We start from the raw sequence: 11,393 nt of genomic DNA, 5'->3' as shown, positions 1-11,393 counted from the left end.
CCCCCCGCCCCCCCCCCCCCCGCCGCGCCCCCCCCCCCCCCCCCCGCCGCGCCCCCCCCCCCCCCCCCCCCCCCCCCCCCCACTACAGGGTCCGGTGTTATTCCGCTTCCGGCGCAACGTAGCCGGCCGGCTTTTCCGCGCCGCCGGAGAACAGGTACTTCACCAGCTCTTCCTCGAGGAAGGCGCGGTGCTTGGGGTCGCGCGGTGACAGCCGGTTCTCGTTGATCAGCATGGTCTGGTGCGCCAGCCATGCCGCCCACGCCTGCTTGCCGATGTTGGCGAAGATGCGCTGCCCCAGTTCGCCGGGATAAGGCACGAAATCCAGTCCCTCGGTTTCGCGTTGTTCGTATTGGCAGAAGACGGAGCGGGGCATGGTGTAGTCCTGTCGAATCAGTGCGCCGGATGACGTTCCAGCAGTTTGCGGATGGGCGCAGGCAGGCCGATTGCGGCGAGCTCGTCACGCGCTACCCAACGTAGATCGGCATTGTCACCGACCTTGGATTTGAGTGCGACCTTGCGCAGGTGCAGTGGCTGCAGATGCAGGCGGTAATGGCTGAAGGTATGCACGATCAGCGGCAGCTCGTTGGCGTTGTCGTAGTTGCCTTTGATGCTGGCGGCGAACCACTCGCGCAGCGCGCTGTCAGTGTCGGCCTGCGGCAGCGTCCACAGTGAAGCCCAGATGCCGGTTGGCGGGCGCTTGAGCAGCAGGATGCGGCCGTCGGTGTCTTCCAGCAGCAGGGCGCTGGCTTCGCGCTCCGGCAGCACTTTGCTGGGTTTTGGCGTGGGGAGTGATTCGACCAGGCCGCGTGCATATGCGGTACAGCTGCGCTGCAGCGGGCACAGGATGCAGGCCGGCTTGGCGCGTGTGCACAGGGTCGCGCCGAAATCCATCTGCGCCTGGGTGTAGTCGGCCATGCGCCCGACCGGCACCTGCGCGACGTGTGCCTCAGCCTGTGTCCACAGTTGTTTCTCGATGGCAGGCAGGCCGGGGAAACCAGTGATGCCGTGGTAGCGGGTCAAGACGCGCTTGACGTTGCCATCGAGGATCGCGAACGGGTCGTTCCAGGCCTGGCTGAGGATGGCACCGGCGGTACTGCGGCCGATGCCGGGCAGGGCGAGCAGGGCATCGAAATCACGCGGCAGTTCACCACCATGCAGTTCGACGCATTGTTTGGCTGCGGCATGCAGGTTGCGGGCGCGTGCGTAATAGCCCAAGCCGGCCCAGTGCGCCATCAAGGTGTCGTTGTCGGTTACTGCCAGGTCGCGCAGCGTTGGGAACGACTGCACGAAGCGTTGGAAATAGGGCGTTGCAGTGGCGACCTGGGTCTGCTGCAGCATGATTTCCGATAGCCAAACCCGATACGGCGAACGCGGATGCTGCCAGGGCAGATCGTGGCGGCCGTGCTGGTCAAACCAGGTGAGGAGTTGGCTGGGGAAGTTGGGCATTGGCTCGCGAAGGCTGGCGATTGCGCGTTTCCCTTCTCCCGCTTGCGGGAGAAGGTGCCCCGAAGGGGCGGATGAGGGGAGTTTTTGATTCCGCTCGTAGAGCTTCCCCTCACCCCAACCCCTCTCCCGTAAACGGGAGAGGGGCTAGCAGATCAGTTGCTGCCCAAGGCCTGCGGCAGCAGCGCGTCGACGAAGGCTTCTGCATCGAATACGCGCAGGTCTTCCGGGCGCTCGCCGATGCCGGCGAAACGGATCGGAATGCCAAACTCACGCGCCAGCGCGAATACCACGCCGCCCTTGGCGGTACCGTCCAGCTTTGTCACGACCAGGCCGGTGACACCGGCAGCGGCATGGAACTGGCGCAGCTGCGACAGCGCGTTCTGACCGGTGGTGCCGTCGATCACCATCAGCACTTCGTGCGGTGCGGTGTCGTCGATCTTGCCCAGCACGCGACGGATCTTGCTCAGCTCGTTCATCAGGCCGGTCTGGGTGTGCAGGCGACCGGCGGTGTCGGCGATCAGCACGCTGGTGCCGCGTGCCTTGCCGGCCTGCAGTGCGTCGAATGCAACGGAGGCGGCATCGGCGTTCTGGCCCTGTGCGACCACGGCAACGCCATTGCGCTCGCCCCAGATCTGCAACTGGGCGACCGCGGCGGCACGGAAGGTATCGCCAGCGGCCAGCATCAGGCTATGGCCCTGATCCTTGAAACGCTTGGCCAGCTTGCCGATGGTGGTGGTCTTGCCGACGCCGTTGACGCCGACGGTGAGGATCACGAATGGCTTGGCGTTGGTGTCGATGACCAGCGGCTTGGCGACCGGCTGCAGCATCGCGATCAGGTCGGCGCGCAGCGCGGCCAGCAGCGCGTTGGCATCGGCGAACTCGCGCGACTTCATGCGCTTGCGCAGGTCTTCGACCAGCGCAGTGGTTGCCGGCATGCCGACGTCGGCGGTTATCAGGGCGGTTTCAATTTCATCGAGCAGGTCGTCGTCGAGCTTGGGATTGCGCGAGAACAGGCCGCCGAAGCTGCGCGCGAAGCTGCTGTTGCGCAGGCGATCGCGCCAGCCGAGCTTGCCGGCCGGCGCTGCGGGAGCGGCATCGACGGGAATCAGCGCGGCGTCTGAATCGGGGGAGCTGGGGACGATGACTTCGGCAGCGGCCGGAGCCGGTGCTGCAACTGGAACAACAGGAGCAGGGGCGGCAACGGGCTCCATCGCCTGCGGAGTGATTTCAAGGGCTGCAGCGACGGGCGGTTCGGCGGCAGCCGGTGCTTCGACCTGGGCTGGTGCTGCAACAGGGGTTGCTTCGACCACGACAACTTGTTCGGCAAGCGACGTGGGTGCTGCTGCGGCTTCTGTTGCTTGCTCTACCTGCGTATGAGCAGCGACCGGGGATTCGAGCGATGTTTGTGCGGTTTCGGGCTGGGCGGGTTCTGCGGGCAGCGGCGCTTGTGCCGACGGTGCCTGCGGGAACGCGGCGGCAAGTTCCTCGGCGCTCAGCGTGGACGGCTTTGCGGGCTGTTGGGCGTCGTCGGTCTTTTTGCGGCGGAAGAAGCTGAACATGAGGGAAAAAGGCCTGAAATCAGTTGTCCATTCTACCACTGGCGGTCAGGCGGCCGGCGGTGCGGTGGCGGGAGTGCTGTTGCCAAAGCCCCTGTCCCGCTTGTGGGGTGAGCAGCTTGCGAACCATTGGTTCGCTGCTTATCGAACGCGCTTGCGCCAGCGCAAGGGCTGGGGCGCGGAGCGGGGGTTGGGGTGAGAGGAGCTTTTGAGGCTTTGCCGGGAAGGCCTCTGCCGAGCATGGCTCGGCACTACGGGCTCCTCGCTCTATAAGCCCCTCTCCCGTTTACGGGAGAGGGGTTGGGGTGAGGGGAGCTTTTGGGGCTTTACCGGTAAGGCCTCTGCCGAGCATGGCTCGGCACTACAGGCTCTTCGCTCTACAAGCCCCTCTCCCGCTTGCGGGAGAGGGGTTGGGGTGAGGGGAGCTCTTGAGGCTTTGCCGGTAAGGCCTCTGCCGAGCATGGCTCGGCACTACGGGCTCCTCGCTCTATAAGCCCCTCTCCCGCTTGCGGGAGAGGGGCTGGGGTGAGGGCGGCTCTTGGGGCTTAGCCGATGAGGCTTCTGCCGAGCATGGCTCGGCACTACAGGGATTGCTGGGAAGGCTTCTGCCGAGCATGGCTCGGCACTACAGAGCATCCCTTTCCAACCCTCCCCTTCGCTGCGCGAAAGGGAGGGGGCGGATCATCAGGCTGACAGTTCCAGCAGCAGCTTGTTCAAGCGGCGCACATAGCCGGCCGGATCCTTCAGGCTGTCGCCTGCGGCCAATGCGGCCTGGTCGAACAGCACATGGGCCAGGTCGTTGAAGCGGTCCATGTCCGGCTCGGCATCCAGCTTCTCGATCAGCGGGTGCGCCGGGTTGAACTCGAACACCGGCTTGCTGTCGGGTACCTTCTGGCCGCTGGCTTCGAGGATCTGGCGCATCTGCAGGCCCAGGTCCTGTTCGCCGATGGCGAGGATGGCCGGCGAGTCGGTCAGGCGGTGCGAGACGCGCACTTCGGCGACTTCCTCGCCCAGCACGGTCTTCAGGCGCGCGGCCAAGCCTTCCTTGGTCTTGGCGACTTCTTCCTGTGCCTTCTTGTCTTCCTCGGTCTCAAGCTTGCCCAGGTCCAGGTCGCCGCGGGCGATGTCGGCGAAGGACTTGCCGTCGAACTCGGTGAGGTAGCTCATCAGCCACTCGTCGATGCGATCAGTCATCAGCAGCACTTCGATGCCCTTCTTGCGGAACACCTCAAGATGCGGGCTGTCCTTGACCTGCTGGAAACTTTCGCCGGTCAGGTAATAGATCTTGTCCTGGCCTTCGATCATGCGGCCGACGTAGTCGGCAAGGGCAACACTCTGCTCGCCGCTGCCGTCGTTGGTGGAGGCGAAGCGCAGCAGGCCAGCGACCTTCTCGCGGTTGCCGTAGTCCTCGGCCGGGCCTTCCTTCAGTACCTGGCCGAAGTTCTTCCAGAAGCCTGCGTATTCCTCCGGCTTGTCCTTGGCCAGCTTCTCCAGCATGTCCAGCGAACGCTTGGTCAGCGCCGACTTCATCGAGTCGATCACCGGGCCGGACTGGAGGATTTCGCGCGAGACGTTCAGCGGCAGGTCGTTGGAATCGACCACGCCCTTGATGAAGCGCAGGTACAGCGGCAGGAACTGTTCGGCCTGGTCCATGATGAAAACGCGCTGCACATAGAGCTTCAGGCCCTTGGGTGCATCGCGGTGGTACAGGTCGTAGGGTGCGCGGCCCGGCGTGTACAGCAGCGAGGTGTACTCCAACTTGCCTTCGACCTTGTTGTGGGTCCAGGCAAGCGGATCGGTCGGATCGTGCGCGATGTGCTTGTAGAACTCCTTGTATTCCTCGTCCTTGACCTCGGACTTGGCGCGGGTCCACAGCGCATTGGCACGGTTGACGGTTTCCCACTCCGGGGTGGCCGGCTTGTCGGCTTCCTCGCCGTGGTGTTCTTTCTGCAACTCGATCGGCAGGCCGATATGGTCGGAGTACTTCTTGATCAGGCTGCGCAGCTGCCAGCCGTCCGTGTAGCTGTCCTCGCCTTCCTTCAGGTGCAGCACGATGCGGGTGCCGCGCTCGGGCTTGTCGATGGTCTCGACCTCGAACTCGCCTTCGCCCTTGGACGACCAATGCACGCCTTCGCTGGCCGGCAGGCCGGCGCGGCGGCTGTACACATCAACCTGGTCGGCAACGATGAAGGCCGAATAGAAGCCCACGCCGAACTGGCCGATCAGGTTGGAGTCCTTCTTCTGGTCGCCGGACAGGTTCTTCAGGAACTCGGCGGTGCCGGACTTGGCGATGGTGCCGAGGTGGGCGATGGCTTCATCGCGGCTCAGGCCGATGCCGTTGTCGTCGATGGTCAGGGTGCGCGCGGCCGGGTCGGCTTCGATGCGGATGCGCAGCGGCGCGCCGCCTTCGAGCAGTTCGGGTTGGGTCAGCGCTTCGAAGCGCAGCTTGTCGGCGGCGTCGGCGGCGTTGGACACCAGCTCGCGCAGGAAGATTTCCTTGTTCGAGTACAGCGAATGGATCATCAGGTGCAGCAGCTGCTTCACCTCGGTCTGGAAACCGCGGGTTTCCTTGTGATTCGGGTTGCTCATCGGTCGGGGTGCTCCGTTGCTGATGGATCGCGCAGCTGCGCGGTGGCTGCAGCTTGGGTAAGGGTGAATGGGCCGATTTCAAGGTGGGCGCAGCCGGGGCAGGTGCTGGTCTATCATCTGCAGCACTTGGATCTGTTGGATGTAGACCGCCGATGTATTTGATTTGCCACGTTTTGCCATTGGCTTTGCCGGTGCGGGGCGGATGAGTCCGGTTCGTGGGAAAGCGCCTGCTGCTGCCAGCGGGCAGGTGCGTATCGTCGGTGGGCGTTGGCGCAATACCCGTTTGCAGGTTCCTGAACTGCCGGGCCTGAGGCCGACCAGCGACCGGGTCCGCGAAACCCTGTTCAACTGGCTGATGCCCAAACTGCCGGGCGCGCGTGTGTTGGACCTGTTTGCCGGCAGCGGCGCGCTGGGCCTGGAGGCGGTATCGCGCGGTGCGGCGTTCGCACAGCTGGTGGAGCGCGATCCGCAGCTGGTGGCTGCGCTGCGCGGCGTGGTCGGAAGGCTGGGGGCAGGGGCCCAGGTTGAGGTGATTGCCGGCGATGCCCTGCAATGGCTGGGCAGCGCGCCGCCCGCCCGGGCCGATGTCGTGTTTCTGGACCCGCCTTTCGCCGCCGGTTTGTGGGAACAGGTGATCGAGCGTCTTCCCCGGCACCTGGCTGACGATGCCTGGCTGTACGTGGAAGCGCCGGTAGGCGCGGCGCTGCAGCTGCCGGCGGAATGGCAGCTGCGTCGCGAAGGCAGTACCCGTGAGGTGGCCTATGCCCTCTACCGCCGGGCCGCTGCTACACTTCGCGGCGACATGAACGCGACCGAACCCGCATGACCTCAGCCAATCGCCGCATCGCCGTATACCCGGGCACTTTCGACCCGATCACCAATGGTCACATCGATCTGGTGAACCGTGCCGCGCCCTTGTTCGAGAAGGTGGTGGTCGGCGTGGCGCAGAGCCCATCCAAGGGCCCGACGCTGCCGCTGGAGCTGCGGGTGGCATTGGCGGTGGAAGCACTGCAACACCACGACAACGTGGAAGTGGTCGGTTTCGACACCTTGCTGGCCCATTTCGTGCGCTCCGTGCACGGCGGGGTGCTGCTGCGCGGCCTGCGCGCGGTGTCCGATTTTGAATACGAATTCCAGATGGCGAGCATGAACCGGCATCTGATTCCGGAGGTGGAGACCTTGTTTCTGACCCCCTCCGAGCAGCACAGCTTCATTTCCTCCTCGCTGGTGCGTGAAATCGCCCGGTTGGGCGGGGATGTCTCCGGTTTCGTGCCGGCCACTGTGCTTGAAGCGTTGCGCAAGGCCCGCGAAGCGCGTGGGCAGTAAATTTTTCTGGCAACACCACTTTTCAACGGGAGAACGATCATGAAGAACACGATGCGCGTGCTGCTTGCCGCCTCGATGGTGCTGGCTGTAACGGCCTGCAAGAAAGAAGAAGCACCGGTAGTCGAAGCGCAGCAGGCGCTGGTCGCCCCGGCCAAGGATGACGACGCGGGTTGGAAGAAGTACCTGCAGGCGGTCGCCGTGCAGAACATGGGCAACATCACCGCCAGCCCGTTCCTGTACTACCTGCCGCCGGAGTCGGATCCGGAATTCGCTGCCAAGTACGACCGTCAGGCTGAGAGCGCCACCGGTGCCGTCGGTCGCGGCGTCCAGCCGGGCAACATGCTGGCTTTTGGTTCGTCGGCGTCGGCCAAGATGGCTGACCTCATCGAAGCCAGCTTCAAGGACGTGCAGGCTGATTCGATGAAGGGTGTGCGCGTGGTGTTCATCGGCGATGCCGCTGACAACGCCCGTGTGCAGACCATCGTCAAGCCGACCGGCGCTGACTACGTCTTCGTCGAAGCCAAGTGACGTACTGGCGCGGGGCCGCGTAGCGGCTCCGCCTTTGCCAGTGCGTCATCCCCGCGCAGGCGGGGATCGCTCTGGCCGTTGCTTTAGCTTCTACCCTGGTTCTGGCTTCTGCTCCAGCTGGAGCGGGGCCGCGTAGCGGCTCCGCCTTTGCCAGTGCGTCATCCTCGCGAAGGCGGGGATCGCTCTGGCCGTTGCTTTAGCTTCTACCCTGGTTCTGGCTTCTGCTCCAGCTGGCGCGGGGTCGCGTAGCGGCTCCGCCTTTGCCAGGGCGTCATCCCCGCGCAGGCGGGGATCGCTCTTGCTTCTGCTCTAGCTCCTGCTCTGGCTCTGGATGTAGCTCCGCTCCAGCTGACGCGGGGCTGCGTAGCGAACCCGCCTTACCCTCGCGAAGACGGGAGTCGCCCTTGTTCTGGTGTCAGCCTCAGCATTAGCGCTGGCCCTGGTTCTGCTCAGGCGTTGCGAGACCCCTGCCAACAACGCGCAATTCAGCCAAATCCAGCGGCGACCAAATCCAGCACCGACACCCGCAGAACGCTGTGGAAGCAGCAGCTTGGACCCCGGCAAAACCAGTATCCGGTAAGCTTGCTGTCGGCACTGCCCTTGGCAGTCCATGAACAGCAGGACCGATGAACCGGCAGGCGCCGGTTGCAAGCCCCGCTCCGACGGGAACACCGCAACAATGTCTTTGAAAATCAATGAGCTCTGCGTCAATTGCGACGTCTGTGAGCCAGCCTGTCCCAACCAGGCCATCGCAATGGGCGAGACGATCTATGTGATCGATCCGGCCCGTTGTACCGAATGTGTCGGTCATTTCGATGAACCGCAATGCGTGGTGGTGTGCCCGGTCGAATGCATCGACCCGGACCCGGATATCGTCGAAACCGAAGATCAGCTGCTGGCCAAACTGGCCGGCCTGCAGCGCGATCACCCTGAGTTTTACCAATCGGAGAATCCAACGGCATGAAACTCGTTGCCCGTTCCCTGCTGCTGTTCGCACTGGTGCTGTCGCCAGCCGCGTGGGCAGCCGACACCGCGCCGGCGCGCGCCGCACACCCTGATGGCGCTGCGATTGCCAGCGGTCATTCGCTGGCGACCCAGGCCGGTATGGAAATCCTCGGCAAGGGCGGCAATGCGTTCGATGCAGCGGTGGCCGTGTCTTCCACGCTGGCCGTGGTTGAACCAATCAGCTCGGGTCTGGGCGGCGGCGGGTTCTTCCTGCTGCATGATGCCAAGACCGGCAAGGACCTGATGCTGGATGCGCGCGAGACCTCGCCCGAGTCCGCAACGCCGGAGCAGTTCCTGGACAAGAAGGGCAACCTGGACCGTGACCGCTCGGTCAATGGCCCATGGTCGGCCGGCATTCCGGGTTTGCCGGCGGCGCTGGTGAAGCTGGCGCGCGAGCATGGCAAGTTGCCGCTGGGTGATTCGCTGGCACCGGCAATCCGCGTCGCCACCGATGGTTTCCCGGTATATGCACGCATGGCCCGTGGCTATGCCAGCCGCCGTGAAGTGATGGACCGTTACCCGGGCACCCGCGAGGTCTACCTGCGCAACGGCAAGCCGATCGCCGAGGGCGATATCTTCAAGCAACCGGAGCTGGCGCATACGCTGCAGCTGCTGGCCGCCAACGGCTTTGATGGCTTCTACCGCGGCGAGACCGGGCGCAAGCTGCTGGCCGGCGTGAAGCAGGCCGGCGGCCGCTGGACTGCCGAGGAACTGGCCGGCTACACGGTCAAGACCCGCGAGCCGATCGTGTTCAACTACCACGGCTGGAAGATCACCACTGCCTCGCCGCCGTCTTCCGGTGGCATCGCACTGGCCTCGATGCTGCAGATCCTGGAACCCTGGGACCTGAGCAAGTTGGACCAGGCGCACAGCACGCACCTGGTGGTGGAAGCGATGCGTCGTGCCTATCGCGACCGCACCTTCTTCCTGGGCGACCCGGACTTTGTCGACATCCCGCAGAAGGTGCTGACCAGCCGCGACTACGCGCAGGGCCTGCGTGCAACCATCCATCCGGAAAAGGCCACGCCCAGCGACCTGCTGTCGGGCAACCCGACGCCACTGGAAGATGACGAGACCACGCACTTCTCGATCATCGACAGCGAAGGCAACCGCGTTGGCGGCACCCAGACGGTGAACCTGCTGTACGGGTCGGGCCTGATTCCGGCTGGCACCGGCGTGCTGTTGAACAACGAGATGGACGACTTCGCGTTGAAGCCGGGCACGCCCAATGCCTTCGGCGTGATGGGCTATGCGGCAAATGCGCCGGCCAAGGGCAAGCGCATGCTCAGCTCGATGACGCCGACCTTCATGGAGAACGACGACAAGGTCGTGGTGATTGGTACGCCCGGTGGCAGCCGCATCATCACCATGGTCCTGCTCGGCATCCTCGGCTACGACGCCGGCCTGGATGCACAGCAGGTAGCCGCCTTGCCGCGCTACCACCACCAGTGGTTGCCGGATGAGATTTCGGCGGAAACCGGCGCGTTCTCGCCGGAGGTAGCCAAGCAATTGCAGGCGATGGGCCACAAGGTGGAACTGCCGGGCGACTCCGCCGAAGGTGGCCGTGGCTCCAGCCATGTCTGGGGCAACCTGCAGACGGTGGAGTGGGATCGGCGCAGCAATGTACTCAGCGGCGGCAGTGATCCGCGTAACCCGGTTGGCAGTGCCGAGGTTCGCAAGCTGGGAAAGGCTGACTGAGGTGAACAGGAGACCTCGCTTCGGCGGGGTTTTTGTTTGGCTTTTGATCTATGCCGTCATTCCCGCGTAGGCGGGAATCGCTCCTGCCTTTTGCCTTACGTTCTTTGCTCCATTCCCTGCTCTCGGTTTACTGCATCGCGGAGGCAGTGGCGAGAGCAAGAGCTAGAGCGATTCCCGCCTGCGCGGGAATGACGGCAGATGAGCAAAAGCCGATCCAAAGCCCGGTCCATCAGTAATCATCCTTCCGATAGGTGCACACAACGCGACGTCCCCGCCAGTGCCGTTGCCCGTCAATTATCCGCCATCGGATCCTTGCGAATATTTAACGCGCAGCGGGTAGAATTTTTCATATGAAACTTTGGTCGATTCGCGGTAACTCGCAAAAACTCGATGGCGGCGCGATGTTCGGCAACGCGCCGAAGGCGTTGTGGGAGCGCTGGGCGGAGGCCGACGATGCCAATCGCATCGAGCTGGCATGCCGGGCATTGTTGGCCAGCCCGTTGGGTGGCAAGACGGTGTTGTTCGAAACCGGCATCGGTGCCTTCTTCGAGCCCAAGCTGCGCGAACGCTATGGCGTGCAGGAGCCGCGGCATGTGCTGATGGATTCGCTGCGTGAAGCAGGCTTCGAGCACGAAGACATCGATGTGGTGGTGCTGAGTCATCTGCATTTCGATCATGCAGGGGGCTTGCTGGCGCCGTGGTCGGAAGGTCGCGAGCCGGAGCTGTTGTTCCCCAATGCGACCTTCGTGATTGGTGCCGAGCACTGGGAGCGCGCCAAGCATCCGCACCCGCGTGACAGGGCCAGCTTCATTCCCGAGTTGACCGGTTTGCTGGAAGCCAGTGGCCGCCTTGAGATCGTCAATGGTGCCTATTCGAAAGTACTCGGCGAATCGGTACGTTTCAGCTTCAGTGATGGCCATACGCCAGGCTTGATGCTGGCCGAGATCGTCGGCCCCGAGCGGGTCAACGGGCAGTCGCGTGGTGGCGTGGTGTTCTGTGCCGATCTGATTCCTGGCCGTTCCTGGGTGCATGTGCCGATCACCATGGGTTACGACCGCAATGCCGAACTGCTGATCGACGAGAAGCGGGCATTTCTGGAAGACAAACTGGCGCGCAACGTGCATCTGTTCTTCACCCACGACCCGCAATGCGCGATGGCGCAGGTGGTGCGTGATGAGAAAGGGCGGTTTGGCACCGCCCATGAGGTGGGTGAGCTGAAGGCGCGTTCGCTGGCCGCCTGAGCTG

10 protein-coding genes are annotated in these 11,393 nt (G+C 64.1%); 6 read left to right on the top strand and 4 right to left on the bottom strand.

The features are described 5' to 3' along the window. Positions 1-97: 97 nt before the first annotated feature. The 4 genes from AC13FW_RS06030 to htpG form a co-directional block, all read right to left on the bottom strand. A complete protein-coding gene (locus tag AC13FW_RS06030) occupies positions 98-373 on the bottom strand; it encodes an oxidative damage protection protein (protein WP_296250419.1) in 276 nt (91 codons plus the stop codon). Between the two features lie 17 nt (positions 374-390). Next, on the bottom strand, positions 391-1,446 hold the full coding sequence (gene mutY, locus AC13FW_RS06025; RefSeq protein WP_482988511.1) for an A/G-specific adenine glycosylase: 1,056 nt from the start codon (positions 1,444-1,446) through the stop codon (positions 391-393). A 152-nt stretch (positions 1,447-1,598) separates the two neighbouring features. Further along, positions 1,599-3,005, bottom strand: a complete 1,407-nt coding sequence (gene ftsY / locus AC13FW_RS06020; RefSeq protein WP_482988510.1) for a signal recognition particle-docking protein FtsY — start codon at positions 3,003-3,005, stop codon at positions 1,599-1,601. A 681-nt stretch (positions 3,006-3,686) separates the two neighbouring features. Beyond that, entirely contained in the window at positions 3,687-5,591 is a 1,905-nt protein-coding gene (gene htpG / locus AC13FW_RS06015) for a molecular chaperone HtpG (RefSeq protein ID WP_296250413.1), read from the bottom strand. Between the two features lie 202 nt (positions 5,592-5,793). On the opposite strand from htpG, the gene rsmD reads away from it, so the two are divergent. From rsmD to AC13FW_RS05985, 6 genes are all read left to right on the top strand, one after another. After that, the gene (gene rsmD, locus AC13FW_RS06010) at positions 5,794-6,417 is read left to right on the top strand and encodes a 16S rRNA (guanine(966)-N(2))-methyltransferase RsmD (RefSeq protein WP_482988509.1); all 624 of its coding nucleotides are present in this window, start codon (positions 5,794-5,796) and stop codon (positions 6,415-6,417) included. Further along, a complete protein-coding gene (gene coaD / locus AC13FW_RS06005; protein WP_282268816.1) occupies positions 6,414-6,917 on the top strand; it encodes a pantetheine-phosphate adenylyltransferase in 504 nt (167 codons plus the stop codon). Before rsmD ends, coaD begins: the two co-directional genes overlap by 4 nt. 39 nt (positions 6,918-6,956) lie before the next feature. Then, positions 6,957-7,445, top strand: coding sequence for a hypothetical protein (locus tag AC13FW_RS06000; protein ID WP_282268818.1), 489 nt, complete (start codon positions 6,957-6,959; stop codon positions 7,443-7,445). 679 nt (positions 7,446-8,124) lie between these two features. Beyond that, complete coding sequence (locus AC13FW_RS05995; RefSeq protein WP_282268820.1) at positions 8,125-8,409, top strand: YfhL family 4Fe-4S dicluster ferredoxin; 285 nt, start codon at positions 8,125-8,127, stop codon at positions 8,407-8,409. Then, on the top strand, positions 8,406-10,148 hold the full coding sequence (gene ggt / locus AC13FW_RS05990; protein ID WP_296246358.1) for a gamma-glutamyltransferase: 1,743 nt from the start codon (positions 8,406-8,408) through the stop codon (positions 10,146-10,148). The genes AC13FW_RS05995 and ggt overlap by 4 nt, the downstream gene beginning before the upstream one ends. A 350-nt stretch (positions 10,149-10,498) precedes the next feature. Then, positions 10,499-11,389: an MBL fold metallo-hydrolase gene (locus tag AC13FW_RS05985; protein WP_482988508.1), complete on the top strand. Its 891-nt coding sequence runs from the start codon at positions 10,499-10,501 to the stop codon at positions 11,387-11,389. Positions 11,390-11,393 lie beyond the last annotated feature (4 nt).

This window comes from Stenotrophomonas sp. 21LCFQ19 (assembly GCF_056861425.1).
The sequence above is the reverse complement of the archived record's forward strand: the minus strand, read 5'-3'. Positions and strand labels throughout refer to the sequence as shown.

Coding starts and splice junctions, on each gene's coding strand:
- AC13FW_RS06030 (WP_296250419.1), bottom strand. CDS start 373: ATGCCCCGCTCCGTCTTCTGCCAATACGAACAACGCGAAACCGAGGGA.
- htpG (WP_296250413.1), bottom strand. CDS start 5,591: ATGAGCAACCCGAATCACAAGGAAACCCGCGGTTTCCAGACCGAGGTG.
- AC13FW_RS05995 (WP_282268820.1), top strand. CDS start 8,125: ATGTCTTTGAAAATCAATGAGCTCTGCGTCAATTGCGACGTCTGTGAG.
- ftsY (WP_482988510.1), bottom strand. CDS start 3,005: ATGTTCAGCTTCTTCCGCCGCAAAAAGACCGACGACGCCCAACAGCCC.
- AC13FW_RS05985 (WP_482988508.1), top strand. CDS start 10,499: ATGAAACTTTGGTCGATTCGCGGTAACTCGCAAAAACTCGATGGCGGC.
- mutY (WP_482988511.1), bottom strand. CDS start 1,446: ATGCCCAACTTCCCCAGCCAACTCCTCACCTGGTTTGACCAGCACGGC.
- rsmD (WP_482988509.1), top strand. CDS start 5,794: ATGAGTCCGGTTCGTGGGAAAGCGCCTGCTGCTGCCAGCGGGCAGGTG.
- AC13FW_RS06000 (WP_282268818.1), top strand. CDS start 6,957: ATGAAGAACACGATGCGCGTGCTGCTTGCCGCCTCGATGGTGCTGGCT.
- coaD (WP_282268816.1), top strand. CDS start 6,414: ATGACCTCAGCCAATCGCCGCATCGCCGTATACCCGGGCACTTTCGAC.
- ggt (WP_296246358.1), top strand. CDS start 8,406: ATGAAACTCGTTGCCCGTTCCCTGCTGCTGTTCGCACTGGTGCTGTCG.